General features: G+C 63.6%; 14 protein-coding genes. 8 read left to right on the forward strand and 6 right to left on the reverse strand.

Annotation, left to right across the window (positions count from 1 at the left end):
* Positions 1-38: 38 nt before the first annotated feature.
* The 3 genes from parE to M5B96_RS07210 all read left to right on the forward strand — a co-directional run bounded on the left by parE (position 39) and on the right by M5B96_RS07210 (position 5201).
* Positions 39-1943, forward strand: a complete 1905-nt coding sequence (parE, locus tag M5B96_RS07200) for a DNA topoisomerase IV subunit B (protein ID WP_248796016.1) — start codon at positions 39-41, stop codon at positions 1941-1943.
* Positions 1944-2060: 117 nt separating this feature from the next.
* Entirely contained in the window at positions 2061-4319 is a 2259-nt protein-coding gene (gene parC, locus M5B96_RS07205; RefSeq protein ID WP_248796017.1) for a DNA topoisomerase IV subunit A, read from the forward strand.
* Positions 4320-4496: 177 nt separating this feature from the next.
* A complete protein-coding gene (locus M5B96_RS07210) occupies positions 4497-5201 on the forward strand; it encodes a membrane integrity-associated transporter subunit PqiC (protein WP_248796018.1) in 705 nt (234 codons plus the stop codon).
* Between the two features lie 205 nt (positions 5202-5406).
* Here the strand turns inward: M5B96_RS07210 and M5B96_RS07215 are convergent, their stop codons facing one another.
* Positions 5407-6954, reverse strand: coding sequence for an AhpA/YtjB family protein (locus M5B96_RS07215; protein ID WP_248796019.1), 1548 nt, complete (start codon positions 6952-6954; stop codon positions 5407-5409).
* 133 nt (positions 6955-7087) lie between these two features.
* Here M5B96_RS07215 and serB point away from each other — a divergent pair, with 133 nt between their 5' ends.
* On the forward strand, positions 7088-8302 hold the full coding sequence (gene serB / locus M5B96_RS07220) for a phosphoserine phosphatase SerB (protein ID WP_248796020.1): 1215 nt from the start codon (positions 7088-7090) through the stop codon (positions 8300-8302).
* A gap of 73 nt (positions 8303-8375) precedes the next feature.
* Here the strand turns inward: serB and M5B96_RS07225 are convergent, their stop codons facing one another.
* The 4 genes from M5B96_RS07225 to M5B96_RS07240 all read right to left on the reverse strand — a co-directional run bounded on the left by M5B96_RS07225 (position 8376) and on the right by M5B96_RS07240 (position 13664).
* Entirely contained in the window at positions 8376-10178 is a 1803-nt protein-coding gene (locus M5B96_RS07225; RefSeq protein WP_248796021.1) for a molecular chaperone, read from the reverse strand.
* 204 nt (positions 10179-10382) lie between these two features.
* Positions 10383-11246 carry an archaetidylserine decarboxylase gene (asd, locus tag M5B96_RS07230; protein WP_248796022.1) on the reverse strand — a complete coding sequence of 288 codons (864 nt, stop codon included), beginning with the start codon at positions 11244-11246 and terminating at the stop codon, positions 10383-10385.
* Positions 11247-11265: 19 nt separating this feature from the next.
* Complete coding sequence (locus tag M5B96_RS07235; protein WP_248796023.1) at positions 11266-12081, reverse strand: rhodanese-like domain-containing protein; 816 nt, start codon at positions 12079-12081, stop codon at positions 11266-11268.
* Between the two features lie 44 nt (positions 12082-12125).
* Complete coding sequence (locus tag M5B96_RS07240; protein WP_248796024.1) at positions 12126-13664, reverse strand: HDOD domain-containing protein; 1539 nt, start codon at positions 13662-13664, stop codon at positions 12126-12128.
* A gap of 210 nt (positions 13665-13874) precedes the next feature.
* Here M5B96_RS07240 and motA point away from each other — a divergent pair, with 210 nt between their 5' ends.
* Both motA and motB read left to right on the forward strand, forming a co-directional pair.
* Positions 13875-14726, forward strand: coding sequence for a flagellar motor stator protein MotA (gene motA, locus M5B96_RS07245; protein ID WP_248796025.1), 852 nt, complete (start codon positions 13875-13877; stop codon positions 14724-14726).
* A 3-nt stretch (positions 14727-14729) separates the two neighbouring features.
* Positions 14730-15764: a flagellar motor protein MotB gene (gene motB, locus M5B96_RS07250; RefSeq protein WP_248796026.1), complete on the forward strand. Its 1035-nt coding sequence runs from the start codon at positions 14730-14732 to the stop codon at positions 15762-15764.
* Between the two features lie 60 nt (positions 15765-15824).
* On the opposite strand, the gene rsgA is transcribed toward motB, so the two are convergent.
* Complete coding sequence (rsgA, locus tag M5B96_RS07255) at positions 15825-16856, reverse strand: small ribosomal subunit biogenesis GTPase RsgA (RefSeq protein ID WP_248796027.1); 1032 nt, start codon at positions 16854-16856, stop codon at positions 15825-15827.
* 110 nt (positions 16857-16966) lie between these two features.
* Between rsgA and orn the strand changes: the two genes are divergently transcribed.
* On the forward strand, positions 16967-17509 hold the full coding sequence (gene orn / locus M5B96_RS07260; RefSeq protein ID WP_248796028.1) for an oligoribonuclease: 543 nt from the start codon (positions 16967-16969) through the stop codon (positions 17507-17509).
* A 221-nt stretch (positions 17510-17730) separates the two neighbouring features.
* On the forward strand, positions 17731-18345 hold the full coding sequence (locus tag M5B96_RS07265; protein WP_248796178.1) for a trimeric intracellular cation channel family protein: 615 nt from the start codon (positions 17731-17733) through the stop codon (positions 18343-18345).
* Positions 18346-18498 lie beyond the last annotated feature (153 nt).

The raw sequence follows: 18498 nt of genomic DNA on the forward strand, positions 1-18498 counted from the left end.
GAATGACCCCATTCATAGACGACTGACGACGAGACCCCATGGCCACTCCCAGCGCTAGCTCTTATAACGCAGACGCCATCGAAGTCCTCTCGGGCCTCGACCCGGTGCGCAAACGCCCGGGCATGTACACCGACACCAGTCGGCCGAACCACCTTGCCCAGGAAGTCATCGACAACAGCGTCGACGAAGCCTTGGCCGGGCATGCGAAATCGGTGCAGGTGATCCTGCACGCCGACCATTCCCTGGAAGTGTCCGACGACGGTCGCGGCATGCCGGTGGATATTCACCCGGAAGAGGGCGTGTCGGGCGTCGAGCTGATCCTTACCAAGCTGCATGCCGGCGGCAAGTTCTCCAACAAGAACTACCAGTTCTCCGGCGGCCTGCACGGCGTGGGGATCTCCGTGGTCAACGCCTTGTCGACCCAGGTGCGGGTCAGGGTCAAGCGCGACGGCAACGAATACCAGATGACCTTCGCCGACGGCTACAAGGCCACCGAGCTGGAAGTGATCGGTAGCGTCGGCAAACGCAACACCGGCACCAGCGTGTACTTTGCCCCGGACCCGAAGTATTTCGATTCGCCGAAGTTCTCCGTCAGCCGCCTCAAGCATGTGCTCAAGGCCAAGGCGGTATTGTGCCCGGGGCTGCTGGTCAGCTTCGAGGACAAGGCCACCGGCGAGAAGGTCGAATGGCATTACGAAGACGGCCTGCGTTCCTACCTGGTGGACGCGGTCAGTGAATTCGAGCGCCTGCCGGACGAGCCGTTCTGCGGCAGCCTCGCCGGTAACAAGGAAGCGGTGGACTGGGCCTTGTTGTGGTTGCCCGAAGGCGGCGACAGCGTCCAGGAAAGCTATGTCAACCTGATTCCCACGGCCCAGGGCGGGACCCACGTCAACGGCTTGCGCCAAGGCCTGCTCGATGCCATGCGCGAGTTCTGCGAGTTCCGCAGCCTGCTGCCGCGCGGGGTCAAGCTGGCGCCGGAAGACGTCTGGGAACGGATTGCCTTTGTCCTGTCGATGAAGATGCAGGAACCGCAGTTCTCCGGCCAGACCAAGGAGCGGCTGTCCTCCCGTGAAGCGGCCGCCTTCGTTTCCGGAGTGGTCAAGGATGCCTTCAGCCTGTGGCTCAATGCCAACCCCGAGCTGGGCATGCAACTGGCGGAGCTGGCGATCAACAACGCCGGTCGACGCCTGAAGGCGAGCAAGAAGGTCGAGCGCAAGCGCATCACCCAAGGGCCGGCGCTGCCGGGCAAGCTGGCCGACTGTGCCGGGCAGGACCCGATGCGTTCCGAGCTGTTCCTGGTGGAGGGTGACTCCGCCGGCGGTTCTGCCAAGCAGGCGCGGGACAAGGAGTTCCAGGCGATCCTGCCGCTGCGCGGGAAGATCCTCAACACCTGGGAAGTCGATGGCAGCGAAGTGCTTGCCAGCCAGGAAGTGCACAACATCGCCGTGGCCATCGGCGTCGATCCGGGTGCGGCGGACATGAGCCAACTGCGCTATGGCAAGATCTGCATCCTCGCCGACGCCGACTCCGACGGCCTGCACATCGCGACCCTGCTCTGCGCCCTGTTCGTCCAGCATTTCCGCCCGCTGGTGGATGCCGGTCACGTCTACGTGGCGATGCCGCCGCTGTATCGCATCGACCTGGGCAAGGAGATCTTCTATGCCCTCGACGAAGCCGAGCGTGATGGCATTCTCGACCGGCTGGTGGCCGAGAAGAAGCGCGGCAAGCCACAGGTCACCCGATTCAAAGGCCTGGGCGAGATGAACCCGCCGCAACTGCGGGAAACCACCATGGACCCGAACACCCGGCGCCTGGTGCAGTTGACCCTGGACGATTTCGAAGCCACTTCGGAAATGATGGACATGTTGCTGGCGAAGAAGCGTGCCGGCGATCGCAAGACCTGGCTGGAATCCAAGGGCGACCTGGCCGAGGTCCTGGCCTGATGCGCGGTTGCCCCGGCGGCGAACCACGGCTGTCGGCCCCGCACCTGTTGAATACCCCCGAATTCACCTGCGCGGCGCTACAGCCGCCGCGCCAGACTACGAACTGATGAGGCCCGCATGAGCGACTCCCTTGATCTCAGCCTGGATGGCGTAGAACGCCGGTCATTGGCTGACTTCACCGAACAGGCCTACCTCAACTACTCCATGTACGTGATCATGGACCGCGCGCTGCCACATATCGGCGACGGCCTGAAGCCGGTACAGCGGCGTATCATCTACGCCATGAGTGAGCTGGGGCTGGATGCCGACGCCAAGCACAAGAAGTCCGCGCGTACCGTCGGCGACGTGCTCGGCAAGTTCCACCCCCACGGCGACTCCGCCTGCTATGAAGCCATGGTGCTGATGGCGCAGCCGTTCAGCTATCGCTACACCCTCGTCGACGGCCAGGGCAACTGGGGGGCGCCGGACGATCCGAAGTCCTTCGCGGCCATGCGCTACACCGAGTCGCGGCTGTCGCGCTATTCCGAAGTGCTGCTCAGCGAGCTGGGCCAGGGCACGGCGGACTGGGTGCCGAACTTCGACGGTACCCTCGACGAGCCGGCGGTGTTGCCCGCGCGGTTGCCGAATATCCTGCTCAACGGTACCACCGGTATCGCCGTGGGCATGGCCACCGACGTGCCGCCACACAACCTGCGGGAAGTCGCCAGCGCCTGTGTGCACCTGCTCGATGATCCGAGCGCCAGCGTCGAGGACCTGTGCAAGTTCATCCCGGGCCCGGATTATCCGACCGAAGCGGAAATCATCACCCCGCAAGCCGACCTGCTGAAAATCTACGAAACCGGGCGTGGCTCGGTGCGCATGCGCGCGGTCTATCGCATCGAAGACGGCGATATCGTCGTGCATGCCTTGCCGCACCAGGTTTCCGGGGCCAAGGTACTGGAGCAGATCGCCGCGCAGATGCAGGCCAAGAAGCTGCCGATGGTCGCCGACCTGCGCGATGAATCCGACCACGAGCATCCGTGCCGGATCGTGATCATCCCGCGCTCGAACCGGATCGACCTCGACGAACTGATGCAACACCTGTTCGCCACCACCGACCTGGAGTCCAGCTACCGGGTCAACATCAATATCATCGGCCTCGACGGCAAGCCGCAGTTGAAGAACCTGCGGACCTTGCTGGTGGAGTGGTTGTCGTTCCGCGTCAACACCGTGCGCCGGCGCCTGAAGTTCCGCCTGGACAAGGTCGAGAAGCGCCTGCACCTGTTGGACGGCTTGCTGATCGCCTACCTCAACCTGGATGAAGTGATCCACATCATCCGTACCGCGGAACACCCGCGGGCCGAGTTGATCGCGCGTTTCGACCTCAGCGAGATCCAGGCCGACTATATCCTCGACACCCGCCTGCGTCAGTTGGCGCGGTTGGAAGAGATGAAGTTGCGCAGCGAACAGGATGAACTGCTCAAGGAACAGGCCAAGCTGCAAGCGCTGCTGGCCAGCGAAGCCAAGCTGAAGAAGCTGGTCCGCACCGAGCTGCTGGCCGATGCGCAAACCTACGGCGACGACCGGCGTTCGCCGATTGTTGCCCGTAGCGAAGCCAAGGCCCTGTCGGAAAACGAACTGATGCCGACCGAGCCGGTGACGGTCGTTCTGTCGGAAAAAGGTTGGGTTCGCTGTGCAAAAGGCCATGATATTGATGCCACGGGCCTGTCCTACAAGGCCGGTGACGGTTTCAAGACCTCGGCCGCGGGGCGCTCCAACCAGTTCGCGGTGTTTATCGACTCCACCGGGCGCAGCTACTCGGTGGCAGCGCATACCTTGCCTTCGGCCCGAGGCCAGGGCGAGCCTCTGACCGGTCGTCTGACACCGCCACCGGGGGCCAGCTTCGAATGCGTGCTGCTGCCCGAAGACGAGGCTTTGTATGTCATCGCTTCCGATGCCGGGTATGGTTTCGTGGTCAAGGGTGAAGACCTGCAGGCCAAGAACAAGGCGGGCAAGACCCTGTTGAGCCTGCCGAACGGCTCCAAGGTCATGCCGCCCAAACCGGTGGCCGACCGTGAGCAGAACTGGCTGGCGGCGGTGACCACCGAAGGCCGGCTGCTGATCTTCAAGATCAGCGACCTGCCGCAACTGGGCAAGGGCAAGGGCAACAAGATCATCGGCATTCCCGGTGAGCGCGTGGCCAGCCGCGAGGAGTACGTTACTGACCTGGCGGTGATTCCGGACGGCGCGACCCTGGTGTTGCAGGCGGGCAAGCGCACCTTGTCGCTCAAGGCCGACGACCTGGAGCACTACAAGGGTGAGCGTGGCCGGCGCGGCAACAAGCTGCCACGGGGCTTCCAACGGGTCGATGCCTTGTTGGTAGAAGGTCTCAGTTAAAGCGGTTTAGAGCGTTCGTTCAGCCTATTAGCAGGAAGATCGCTACTACGGCACTGGAGTCAGGGCGCATATTCACGGATGATATGCGCCTCTTGCGGCACCCGCCTGGCGGCGTGCCCAAACGAATTTTTGGATCAGACTGTGGCAGGGCCTTGTGGCGGCCACCTGGATGGGATGATGACTGTTCTGCGCCTTCCTTTTATTGTGCTGTTGACGGGCCTCTTGGGCCTGGCCGGATGCAGCGTGCACCAGCCGGTTTCCTTGTATCAGCTGGACAGCGGCACGCCCGGCCAGCCTCAGCAAAGCGCGGGGATGTCGGTGGTGCTCGGGCCGATCTCCCTGGCCGATTACCTGCAACGTGAAACCCTGCTGCAGCGCCAGCCCGATGGCAGCCTGACGGCGGCGACCGACGGTCGCTGGGCTGGGAGCCTGTCGTCCGATATCAATCAGTTGCTGGTACGCCAGTTGGCTTGGCGCCTGGACAGCCAACGCGTGGTCCTGGCCCCGGCGATTGCCGGGAGCACCCCGGATGTGCAGGTATTGTTGTCGATTACCCGGTTGGACTCGGGTACCCGGCAACCGGCGATCCTCGATGCGCAGTGGCGTTTGCTCGACCGTCGCGGGCAGGTGCGGGATAACCGCATCGTCCACCTGGAGCAACAGCACACCGGTACGTCGGCGGCACAGGTGCAGGCCCAGGGCGAGCTGTTGCAGCGCCTGGCCGAGCAGTTGAGCGTGGCGCTCAAGCCACTGGCCAATCAACCGCTGGTGGAAAACCGCAAGGCGCCAGCCCCGGCACCGGCCAAGCAGGCCGGGCCCGAGAAGCCGAAGATCCCGATGGCTTCGCCGATTCGCACGGATATGGAAGTGTTTCGCTTCTGAGACAGCCAGCCAATAAAAAGCCCGCATTCGATGCGGGCTTTTTATTGGGGTTTGTGTGTTCACGCCGGACTATCGTCATGCCTCGCCCCTGGAGCTGGCTTGCCGGCGATGAGGGGCGTGAGCCGTGCGGTGATCCAGCAGGCGCTATCGCCGGCAAGCCGGCTCCCACAGATTTTGTAGTGTCCAGGGGCGGATCGTCACTCGATCAGTTCTTGGCCCGGGTCTCGTGCATCCGCGCCAGCTGGCGCTCGAGCATCGACGGATACGGCTCCATCAGGCGTTCCACGCAGCAAGCCCCCTCAGGACTGGCGATCGGGCGAATCCGCGCGCGCTGGCGAATCAGCGGGTCATCACTGATACGTCGCTCGACCAGCAGCAGGTTGCGGCTGTGTTGCGACAGGGCCAGGGCATCTTGGGCGGTTTCCGTCAGCAGCAGGTCGATCTGGCTCAGACCGAACAACTCGTCGCCCAAGGTCAGGCCAAGCTGCAGTTGCAGTGTAATGCCGCTGTCAGCCACTTCGATCTGCAACTGGTGGCCCAGCGCCCGGAGCAGCTCACCACAGCAGATGGCGTTGGTCAGGTAGTCATCACCGCTGTCTTCGGTATGGAAGAGCATCAGGGTGCTGCCGTCGTTCAGGGTGTGCAGCTCGCTTTCATACAATGAGGCGGCCTGGTCCAGGCAGTCGCGGTAACGGTCGAGCAGCTCCGTCAGGCGCGCGCGCGGCAGGCGCCGCAACTGGTCCTGGGCACCCAGCTGCACTGCCAGCACCGCGCTGTGCTGTGGCTGGCTCGGCACCACCGGCTGTGGCTTCACTGTCGCGCTGCTCGTGGCCCGCGGACTTTCCCGCAGGTCGGCGAACGGGTCTTCGTCGTCGTCCAGCTCATCTTCCACGTTGCTGACGATATGTCGGGGTGCCGGCTTGGGCGTCGGCGCCGCCGCTGTCTCGTCGAAGCTCGGGTCGCGCAGGTTGCGGACCTGGAAGGCCGTTTCGGCCTCCTCTTCCTCGACGTAGTCGTGCTCATCGTAGTCGATTTCCGGCTCGGGCTCGGGCTCCGCCTTGACCGGGGCGAAGCGCGAATGCAGCTGGCGCGCGAGGTCGCCGATTTCATCCTGGCGCTGGGTGGCCGGGGTGTGTTCGTCCATGTCCCGCAGCCAGACCCGTAGTTGCAGCAGCGGCGTGGAGATATGCCGGCCCAGGCGCAGGCTCAAGGCCAGGGCCAGGGCCAGGAGGATCGCGCTGAGAATGCCCATGCTTTGCAGGCTGATGGTCATCGGTTGCTGGAACTGGGCCATGTCCAGGCTGATGCGCAGGTGCCCGGCGGTCACGTCCTGGAAGGTGATCTTGGTCTGGTACAAGCCTTCGGCTTCGCCCAGCAGGCCGTTTTTCGGGCGCTGGCCGGCCTCGGCGAGGATGCGGTTGTCGACGCTGTAGATCGCCGCATGGGCCACCAACGGGTTCTTCGTCAGGTTGTTCAGCAGCACGTTGAGGCTGAGTATGTCGTTGGACACCAGCAGTTCCGTGGCGGAGGTGGCCGTCTGGGTGGTCAGGCTCTGGCCGAGGGCATCGGCCTGCTGGTGCATGGCTTCCTTGAACTGCAATCCCATCACGCAGGCATAGATCACCAGCGCCAACGCGACGAGAATCACGTTATGGCTGGCAATGCGCAAGGCGAGCGGTACACGGCGGTGACGCAAGGCCCGGAAGATCAGCAGGAAGAAGTTATCGGTTTTGACTGGCGTGGGCCGGTTCACTGAGCGCGGCTCTTTTGTCCGTGAAGTTGACGCGCAGTATAACGAGAGGCCCTAGACCGGCAAAGCGCTGGCTGTGCCCGATGGTCAGTGAAAGTGGGTAGAATGCGTTTTTTTTAACGAGCGGGGGTGCGCTTTGCGCGAAATCGTCCTGATCAGCATCACCGGAGAGGACCGTCCGGGTCTGACCGCGGCCATGACTGGCGTGCTGGCACAAGCTGCTGTGAACATTCTCGATATCCGCCAGGCGGTTATCCATGGCAGCCTGGCGTTCGGCATCCTGGTCGAATTCACCGATGCCGAGCAGTCCTCGGCGGCCCGCAAGGACATTGAAGCCAGTGCCCCGGGGCAGGCGCAACAGGTGCGCTTCACCGCGGTTTCCGAGGCCGAGCACCGGGACTGGATGGCGAGCGCCACGCGCAAGCGTCATGTCGTGACCCTGATGAGCCGCCAGGTAAACGCCGAGCAGTTGCAGCGGGTGACGTCGATCACCGCGCGCCACGGCCTGGAGGTCGAGCGGATCGACCGTCTGTCGGCGCACGCAGCGTCTGACGTGCCGTCGGGCCTGGGCAAGAGCTGCTTCGAACTCTCCTTGCACGGCGAACTCACGGATCCGCAGGCCTTGCGTCGCGAGTTCCTCAACGCGGCCCAGGAACTGAATGCCGATATCGCCCTCCAGGAAGATTCGCTGTACCGGCGTCACCGGCGCCTGGCGGTGTTCGATATGGACTCGACCCTGATCGAGGCCGAAGTGATCGACGAACTGGCCAAGGCGGCCGGCGTCGGCGAGCTGGTCTCGGCCATCACCGAGCGGGCCATGGCTGGCGAGCTGGATTTCCGCGCCAGTTTCAAGGAGCGCCTGGCATTGCTCAGGGGCCTGGACGTCAGTGTGCTGGACGCCATCGGCGCCTCACTGCGCCTGACCGAAGGTGCCGAATTGCTGTTCGCCGAGTTGAAACGCCTGGGTTACAAGACAGCGATCCTGTCGGGCGGCTTCACCTATTTCGCCAGGCAATTGCAGGTGAAGTTGGGCATCGATTACGTCTTCGCCAACGAACTGGAAGTGGTGGATGGCAAATGCACGGGCGTGGCCATCGAGCCGATTGTCGACGCCCAGCGCAAGGCCGATCTGTTGCGTGAGCTGGCGACGAAGGAAGGCCTGAGCCTGGAGCAGACCATTGCGGTCGGCGACGGCGCCAACGACCTGCCGATGCTGGCGATTGCCGGTCTGGGTGTGGCGTTCCGGGCCAAGCCTTTGGTCAGGCATTCGGCCAAGCAGGCGATTTCGACCCTGGGCCTGGATGGGGTGCTGTATCTGCTGGGGGTGCGTGACCACGACGGGACGCGCTGAAGCCAGGCTCAAGGATCGTGTCGGCCTTGACTGGCAATGAAGCAGGCTCTGCTCCAACAAGATAGTGGCCTGGTTAGAGTATCTTCCACAGCGAGCCGAAATCATCCTCGGCCACGCCCAGGCCGCCAGCACTTGGATCGGTCTTGGGCATTACCGGCTGTTCGAGCAGGCGGTACTCGAACTGGTTGAAACTGCCGGTGCTGCTCAGGCGCTTGCTCAGTCCGGCGCGGCGCTCCTCACCGTTGCTGTTGATGATCACCTTGTGCCCTTCCTGGAACGGCAGGCGCGGCGCCAGCAGCGTGGCGGGTACGCCGATGGCGCTGATTTCCGGCAGCAGCAGGGCCCGCAGGTACTGACTATTGCCGTCGCCACCGCGTACCAGTTGCAGGCCGCAAGGCTGGGCATGCGGGGCGATCAGTTCGATGCCCATCTGCGTGCCGCCACTGCGTACCTGGCGTATCCAGCGCACCACGGCGACGCTCCAGCCCTGGCTTGACGGATCCTGGACCCCGACCATCTCGCCGGCCTGCAACTGTGCCGGTACCTCCTTGGGCCAGGCCAGGCAGTAACCGCCGGGGCTGTGATTGATGATCAGCAGAGCATGGGTGGGGAAGTCCTCGACGCTATTGAAGGCAGCCTGACTGCTGTCGACATCGCTGGTTTGATACTGGATTTCTTCGTAGGGCAGCAGCGTGTCGGCGCTGCCCGCGCGCTGGGCGTCGAAGGCATGGCTCCAGGCATCCTTCTCGGCGCTGCTGGACAACAGCGCCGCGAATTGCGCCGCCTTGCTGGCCGAGGGGATCTTGAGGATATCGCTGAAGGAGCGCTGGCCGCCCAGGTAGAAGTGCAGTGCGCTCATACCGACACACAAGGTCAGGTTGCCCTGGCCCGGGGTCCGCTGGAAGGTGCGTTCGGCGGCTTCGCCCCAGGCGGCGCTGAGGTGCTGCAGGACGTCGAGGCTCAAGCCGCTGGGGACCTGCAGGCGCGACTGGCTGCGCAGGTCGGCGGGCAGTTCGAGGTATTGCTTGATGCTTTCGACCAGGGCCAGGGTGTCGATCCCGATCAGGCCCGGCAATTGTTCGGCGCTGAACAAGGACGTATAGCGCGGCGGGGTATCGCTGCCGGGTGCCACGGCGAACAGGCTGGACGCCTGCTCGGCGCTTTGCAGCCGGACCTGGACACTCCAGGGTTCGAGGACTTCGGCGAGTCGGGCAATGTTGTTCTGGCGCATCTGGTTGCTGCGCGCGCATCCCAGCAGCAAGGCGACAACGTAGGTGTTCTCGATGCTCAGCGGTAGCGCCTGGCTGGCCTGCTCGTCGAACACCGGCGTGCTGTGTACCTGATGGACGAGGGCCACTTGATAGAGCTGGTGCACCTCGAACCAGAGACCTTCCGGCACCGGGCAGTAGAGCTGGCTGGCACGCACCAGCGGGCCGTTGAGGCAGTGCAGGGCCCGTTGGATGGCGGTGGTCAGCAGGGTACGGTCCTTGCCACCCTTTGAGGCCACGCGCATGGCGATCTGCTTGTAGCCGATGGCCAGGTGGTTTTGCAGGGCCTGGCAGAGGTTGGCGACTTTTCTCGGGCGTTCATCGAGGACGATGGACTGGTTGAGAAAGTGCCGTTCCAGGTGCTTGCAGACGTAGTACACCTCGGGGCGCAGCAGTTCCAGCAGTTGCAGGCGGTTCTCGCTGGGGGTCAGCAACAGGTTGAGTTCGCCCAGGCCCTGATACAGCAGGCGAGCGGTTTCCCCGAGATTGGCTTTCGGCAGGCCAGCGATCCAGCGCTTCAGGTCGCGCGGTGTCGCATCGCAGAAAGACAGGCTCAACTGCGTGGGCGTCGGTGCGCGCAACAACAGATGGGGACTCGGATTGCTCATGTAGCGGTCCAGCTCCGGCAGCGAAACAACCTGGGCCGACGACGGGCCAGGATGACAAAAAACGATGGCAAAATAATGCCTTGACTCTAGCAGGGTTGCGGGACAGCTGCAGCCTTGCCGGTCCAATCCGACGCTGGCCCGTTGTCCCTGTCCCGGTCTTGCGGGCCCGCGAATAATCCGCGCGTCCGCAACAGCCGATGTGCATCAAGCCTGGGTGGGAGCGCCGAGGCCTTGGCCCATGCGCACGGGCGTGCCCGCGACCAGCCCTTCAATCCATTGTACCTGCTGTGGCCCGAACAGCACGATGGCGGTGGAGCCCAGTTTGAAACGCCCCAGTTCCGCGCCTTTTTCCAGATGAATGGGCTGGCGGGCGGTTTCGTCGTAGCGCACGGTTTTCAGTTCGCGCTTGGGCGGTGTGACCAAGCCGGCCCAGACGGTTTCGATCGAGGCGACGATCATCGCGCCGACCAGGACCACGGCCATTGGTCCGCGCTCGGTGTCGAACAGGCAGACCACGCGCTCGTTGCGGGCGAACAGCTCCGGGACGTTTTCCGCGGTGGTCTGGTTGACCGAGAAGATCCGCCCTGGCACATAGACCATTTCCCGCAGGGTGCCGGCCAGGGGCATATGCACCCGGTGGTAGTCCTTGGGCGACAGGTAGATGGTGGCGAAGTCGCCGCCCATGAACGGTGCGGCGGCGGCCGCGTCGCCACCGAGCAGCTCCAGGACGCTGTAGCTGTGACCCTTGGCCTGGAACACCCGGCCGTGTTCGATCGGACCGAGCTGGCTGACCGCGCCGTCCGCCGGGCAGAGGATCGCCCCGGGGGTCTCATCCAGCGGCCGCGCGCCGTCTTTCAAGGCGCGGGTGAAGAACGCATTGAAGTGCTCATAGGCGGTCAGGTCCTCGACCAGCGCCTGGGACATGTCCACCTGGTAGCGCTTGGCGAACCAGGCGGTAAAGGCGTTCTTGAACCAGCGCACGCGGCATTCGGCGATGCAGCCGGCCAGGCGCGACAGCAGGTGATGGGGCAGCAGGTACTGGCTGAGGATGAACAAACGCTTTTTCATCAATGATCCTTGGAAAATCTCAAATCTCTACGGGGGTGTCGGGGTGGTTGCCCCATTCGCCCCAGGAGCCGGCATAACCTTTGACGCGCGGGTAACCGAGCGCCTTGGCGACCAGATAGGTAAAGCCAGAACGATGATGGGTCTGGCAGTGGGTGATCACTTCCTTGTCCGGGGTGATGCCCAGTTCGGCGAGGATCTGTGGCATGTCGTGGCGGATGCGCAACTGGCGCTGCTTGTCCATGCCGGCAGTCCATTCGAAGTTCACCGCGCCGGGGATGTGTCCGCCCTTGGCCGCGAGGACTTTCTCGCCGCTGTACTCCAACGGCCCGCGGGCGTCCCAGATCGCCAGGTCGGCGGCGCCGAGGCGGCTTTGCAGGTAGGCGCGGGTGGCGGTGGGTTCATCGTGCAGGGTCAGGGCCACGGGGCCACCGACGGCGGCCGGGGTGTCGCTGTCGACAGGCAGGCCTTCGCCCAGCCAGGCGTGCAGGCCGCCGTCCAGATAGTGGTAACGGGCGTGGCCGATCACGTCCAGCAGCCAGATGAAACGTCCGGCCCAGCCGCCACCTTCATCGTCATAGACCACGTAGACCGCGTTCGGGTTATGCCCCAGTTCGCCGAACAGCGCTTCGAGCAGTTCTTTCGGCGGCAGCAGGCCGGGTGCCGGCGGCTGGCCCAGTTGGGTGCGCTTGGGATCGACGAAGCGTGCGCCGGGAATATGTCCGCTGGCGTAGCGGGCACTGCTGGTCAGGTCCACGAGGATCAGTTCGGGTGTATCGAGGCGAGGCAGCAGGTCGCCGGGCTCGATCACCAGCGGCAAGCCAGAGAAGTCAGGCATGTGAGGTCTCCAGGGCGCAAAAAAGGGAGGATTGTAACGCAGCGTCAGGTGCCACGGTTGGTAAAGGCATGCAGTGCCTTCTCGATGCACTGTGCGGTTTTGCCGAAGGCCTGCACGGTCTTTTCCGAAAAGGGCCCGCCGCCCTGGTCGGCCAGTACCAGCATGACCACCCGGCCATTGTTGCTCAGGGAGCGTAGCAGCAGGTGTTCGCCGCGGAACTGTGCCCGCAGGTTGCCGGGCAGCAGGGCCGAGAATTGCGCATTGTTGGCCGGGGTCAGGCGGATCTGCGCCGGCTGGCTGAGCAACCGTTGCAGGACCGGGCTCGAGCTGACTTGCAGGACCAGGCCCGCCGACTCCTTCGCCAGTCCGGCGATCTGGTGCACCCGCAAGGTGCTCTGGGTCCGGTCGGCCATCAGGATCATCACCCGGCGCAGGCCACAGGTGCTCAGTGCGTCACGGGCGACCCCGGTCAGGTGCATGGCGTTGGTGAACCGGCTGGGCTCGGCGAGCAGCTCGGCACAGTGTTTGCGCCAGAGCGCCAGGGCCTCGGGGGAGGGATCCGCCGCCGGGAGCAGGCCGCTGTGGACCCGGCGCATACTGCCGCGCCAGATCAGGGCTTCGGCCGGGTGCCAGAGATCCGGCATGCTGTGCTGGTTGGCGCTCTGCGCCGCCTGCTGGTGCAGTTGCTGCTGCAACTCGTCCATGGGCTGTTGCAGGTACAGGCTGGTCAGGTATTGCCAGCGCAGGTGGTGCGGGCTGTCCCAGGCCTGTTGCGCCGAGAGGGCCAGGCCGTTGGCCAGCAGCACCGTATTGGCGGGCTGGTTCAGCCAGCGGCGTAGCTCTGGATCGGCGTCGAGTCTCTGTTGCTGGTGCAGGCGGTGCTCACTGTCACGGGCGATGTGCAGCGCCCTGGCCAGGGTACGCAATTCGGTTTTCAGCAGATGATAGCCCTGGGTGACCCAGTTCGGCAGGCGCCAGATATCCGCCATTGCCTGGCACAGGTCGAGCAGGCGCACGCCGAACAGTTCCTGCTCGACGGCGGCGGCCGACTCCCTCTTGTGAATCACCCGCAATTCCCAGTCCTCGAGCAGGTTCGGGTGGGTCAGGGCCAGCGGCCAGAGCGGTGAGAGAAACAGCAGGCTGCCCCAATGGATGTCCTGCCAGAGGCGTGCCAGGCGCGCGGCGAACAGGCCATTGGCCTGCTGGCTGGCGTGCTGGCTGATCAGCTGGAGCTGGCGCAAGGCGACGGGAATCTCTTCCGGTGCCTTGGCCGGCAGGCGCGCCAGCAGTTCCTCGGTGCGCTTCAACCCCAGGCGATTGATCGCCACCTCAAGGTTTTCCGCCGGTTCGGTCATGCTGCCATGGGTGTGCTGGTTGGCTTCGCAGATCACGCTCAGCGCCAGGGCCGGGCTGTCCTGCATCAGTTCGGCGATATCGCGCAGTGAACTGCGACTGTCACGGATGGCACGGCAGACACGGTCGTGACTGTCCTGGGGGACGGGCAAGCGCACGGCTTGCAGCAGCTTGATCCAGCCCTGCAGCGTGTTGGGTCTTGGCGTGGGGACAGTCGTTTCATTAGCCATATTCGGACGCGATCACCATCACTGTTAACAGGCCCGTAAAGGGCTGGGCAGGCGCTGCGCAATCGGCCGTACAAGGTGGCGCATGGCCGGTTTTCTGGCTTTTCGCCTGAACTGGCTATAGTCTGGCGCAGTTTTGCCGATAAGTAGAAGAAGAGATTTATTAACTTCCGAATATGACCTTGAACCCGACTCAGTAAGTGCTCTCTACCTATGGCTAAAATTATCGGCATCATTGTCGTATTCGCGAGCGTGCTCGGCGGGTACGTGCTTTCCCATGGCAAGATTGCCGCGTTGATCCAGCCTTTCGAGGTGATGATCATCGGCGGTGCGGCCTTCGGTGCGTTCCTGCAGGCCAACCCGGGCTACATGACGATGCACGTGGTCAAGAAGTCCTTGGGCATGTTCAGTTCGCGTTTTACCCACACCTTCTACCTCGAGGTACTGGGGCTGATCTACGAGATCCTCAACAAGAGCCGCCGCGAAGGCATGATGGCGATCGAGGGTGATATCGAAGACGCCGCCGCCAGCCCGATCTTCGCCAAGTACCCGGCCGTGCTCAAGGATGAGCGCATGACGGCGTACATCTGTGACTACCTGCGGATCATGTCCTCCGGCAACATGGCCCCCCATGAACTGGAAGGGCTGTTCGACATGGAGCTGTTTTCCATGAAGGAAGAGCTGGAGCATCCGGCCCATGCCGTGACCGGCGTCGCCGATGCCATGCCCGGCTTCGGTATCGTCGCGGCGGTACTGGGGATCGTGGTGACCATGGCCTCCCTCGGTGAAGGCGACCAGAAATCCATCGGCCTGCACGTAGGTGCAGCGTTGGTCGGGACCTTCTTCGGTATTCTCGCCGCCTACGGTTTCTTCGGTCCGTTGGCGACTTCCCTGACCCACGATGCCAAGGAAGAGCTGAACACCTACGAAGCGATCAAGGCTTCCCTGGTGGCCTCGGCTTCCGGCATGCCGCCTTCGCTGGCGGTGGAGTTCGGGCGCAAGGTCCTGTATCCGAAGCACCGTCCCAGCTTCGCCGAGCTGGAACAAGCGGTTCGCGGTCGCTGAGTCATGGAAAACAATCAGCCGATCATAATCAAGCGCGTCAAGCGCTTTGCCGGCGGGCATCACGGCGGCGCCTGGAAAATCGCCTTCGCCGACTTCGCGACGGCGATGATGGCGTTCTTCCTGGTGTTGTGGTTGCTGTCCACCGCGACCCCGGAACAGAAGATCGCCATCGCCGGTTATTTCAAGGACCCGATCGGCTTCTCCGAGAGCGGTACGCCCTACATCATCGACCTGGGTGGTTCGCCGGTGCTGGCACCGGACAAGACCCTCAGCCCGGAAGTCAAATCCCAGCCGCAGCCGGACAAGGTCACGGTCGACACCGATCAGGTCGAGAGCATGGCCGAGCAGGTGGAGAAAGAGCGCCTGGAACTGCTGATGCAAGAGCTGCATAAAAAGGTCGACGAGAGCCCGGAACTGCAGAAGTTCAAGGACCAGATCAAGTTCGAGATCACCCCGGATGGCCTGCGTATCCAGATCATGGACGCGGAAAACCGGCCGATGTTCGACTCCGGCAGTGCGCGCCTGAAGCCTTACTTCGAAGACATCCTGCTGGCCATGGCCGACACCATCAAGGCGGTGCCGAACAAGATCAGTGTCAGTGGTCACACCGATGCCAAGCAGTACGCCGGCACCGGTGGCTTCAGCAACTGGGAACTGTCGGCCAACCGCGCCAACGCGGCCCGGCGGGCCCTGGTAGCCGGCAGCTATCCGGACTCACAGGTGGCGCGGGTGGTGGGTTACGCCTCGTCGTCGCTGTTCGACAAGGCCGATCCGTTCAATCCGGTCAACCGCCGCATCGATATCGTGGTGTTGACCAAGAAGGCGCAGAAGGCCATCGAAGGCGAACAGGGCGGGGATGAGGCCAAGCCGGCGCCGACCGGAGGGCAAGGTGCGCCGGGCGAGGTGCCGGCGGACCCGAACGCGCTGCCGGCCGACAAGCAGCCATTGCCGGCCCATGAGGTGCGGCAACGCCTGAACATCTTCGAGGACGGGGTGCTGAAGATGGACGAGCCGGGCAAGCCCAAGACGGGCTCATAAGCCAGACAACAAGGCCGCGATGATCGCGGCCTTGTTGTTTCTATCTCCCGGTCGGGCGCTTCAGTAGCTGTCTTGCGGCAGGCTGGCGATGATCGAGCGGTAGCTGTTCATCCGCTGTTGTTGCACACGGCCATCTTCCAGGGCCTTGAGCAGGGCACAGCCGGGCTCGCGGTCATGTTTGCAATCGCGGAAGCGGCAGGTGCCGATCAGGTCGTTGAACTCGATAAAGCCGGCTTCGACATCGGCGCGGCTCACGTGGCCCAGGCCGAACTCGCGAATCCCCGGGGAGTCGATCAGCTCACCGCCGCCGGGGAAGTGGAACAGCCGCGCGGTGGTGGTGGTGTGGGTACCCTGGCCGGACAGCTCGGAGAGCGGGCCGACGCGGGTGTCCACCTCGGGCAGCAGGCTGTTGACCAGCGAGGACTTGCCGACTCCGGACTGGCCGACGAACACGCTGATGTGCCCGTCCAGCTGTTGTTGCAACTGTTCCATGCCGTTGCCGTGGTGGGCCGAGACTTCCAGCAGCGGATAGCCCAACTGCCGGTAGACTGCCAGCAACGCATTCAGCGCCGGGGCGTTCTGCTCGTCGATCAGGTCGAACTTGTTCAGCAGCAGCAACGGGCGGATGCCGGCGTGTTCGGCGGCGACCAGGTAGCGGTCGATCAGGTTGGCATGGGGCTCGGGCAGCGGGGCGAAGACGATCACGATCATGTCGACGTTGGCGGCCACCGGCTTGAGCTGGCCACGGCTGTCCGGGCGCTTCAGTTCGGTGCTGCGCGGCAGTTGCGCGACGATCACCCCGATGCCCTGGTTGCCGGCACGCCAGACCACCCGGTCGCCGGTCACCAGCGCCGGCAGGTTGGCCCGCAGGTGGCAGCGGAACACCTGTCCCTTTAGCTCACCCTCCAGCGCCTCGACTTCGACCTGCACGCCGAAGTGCGCGATCACCAGGCCCGTCTGTTCGGCCCCCAGGTCACCGCCTTCAAGCGCTTCCACGGCCTGGGACTCGCGTTTCGCGGCGCGCGCGGCGCGTTCGCCCTGGATCTTTTCGATGCGCCAGTTCTGGCGGCGGTTGAGCTGGCGTTTGGCCATGGGTGTTCCGTGTCGTTGAATCGGCGGGGAGGGTCAAGCGGTGGCGAGTTTAGCACGCCCGGCAAGCGCGGCCTGCGCTAAACTGTGCGGCTATGCCGAGGAGCCAACCCATGCAAAACCCACAGAACCTGATCTGGATCGACCTGGAGATGACCGGCCTGAACCCGGACACCGACGTCATCATCGAAATGGCGACTATCGTCACCGACAGCGACCTCAACACCCTGGCGGAAGGCCCGGTGATCGCGATCCATCACAGCGATGAAATTCTCGCCGGCATGGATGAGTGGAACACCCGCCAGCATGGCGGCTCGGGGCTGACCCAGCGCGTGCGCGACAGCCGCATCGACATGGCCGAGGCCGAGGCGCAGACCATCGCCTTCCTGGAGCAATGGGTGCCCAAGGGCAAGTCGCCGATCTGTGGCAACAGCATCTGCCAGGACCGGCGTTTTCTTGCCCGTCATATGAAAGCGCTGGAAAACTATTTCCACTACCGCAACCTGGACGTGTCGACCTTGAAGGAGTTGGCCGCACGCTGGGCACCGGAAGTGCGTGACAGCTTCCAGAAGGGCAGCACGCACCTGGCGCTGGACGATATTCGCGAGTCGATTGCCGAGTTGCAGCACTACCGCAAGCACTTCATCAAGTTCTGATCGTTTGGCGGGTCTTGTTGTGTGTGGGCGCGGAGCTTGTCGGATCGCCGCGCCGCCGCGAAGCTTTTAGCGGCCTCAAGGGCCTCTTCGCGAGCAGGCTCTGCTCCCACAGGGATCGTGTTCGGGCTTAACTGAACGGCATCAGGGCTTGCCCGCGCTCTTTTGGTGCGCGGTGCAAGACAGTAGACTGCGGGCCTTCTTCTGCCCGTGCCCGGATCGCCATCATGCTACTGATGCTCTACCTCGTTGCCATTACCGCTGAAGCCATGACCGGTGCCCTTTCGGCCGGACGGCGCGGCATGGACTGGTTCGGCGTGGTGCTGATCGCCTGCGTCACCGCCCTCGGCGGCGGTTCGGTGCGTGACGTGCTGCTGGGGCATTACCCGCTGACCTGGGTCAAGCACCCGGAATACCTGGTGCTGACTTCGGTCGCGGCGCTGGTGACGGTGTTTATCGCACCGTTGATGCGCCACTTGCGCTCACTCTTCCTGGTGCTCGATGCCCTGGGCCTGGTGGCCTTTACCCTGATCGGCTGCATGACCGCGCTGGAAATGGGCCAGGGCCTGATGGTGGCTTCGGTCAGCGGGGTGATCACCGGGGTGTTTGGCGGGGTCTTGCGCGATATCTTCTGCAACGATATTCCATTGGTTTTCCGGCGCGAACTCTATGCCAGCGTCTCCTTCGCGGCCGCCTGGTGTTTTCTCGGTTGCACCTATTGGCAGCTGCCCCACGAGCAAGCCATCTTGATCACGCTGTTCGGTGGCTTCCTGCTACGCCTGTTGGCAATTCGCTTCCATTGGGAAATGCCGAAGTTTGTTTATAACGATGAAAATTAAGGGGCGTATATAACTATTTTTTTGCGACCTTATTGTTGATCTGTTCGAACGGGCTCTGATCTATAAATTGCGTTTTTCTTTTGAAAAGGACAGCGAGTAGCCTTGTGACTCAAGAGTAGTAATAAGGATATTACGATGTCTGAGTCGCTTTGC

Source organism: Pseudomonas sp. MWU13-2105, from assembly GCF_023242315.1.
Taxonomy (GTDB): Bacteria; Pseudomonadota; Gammaproteobacteria; order Pseudomonadales; family Pseudomonadaceae; genus Aquipseudomonas.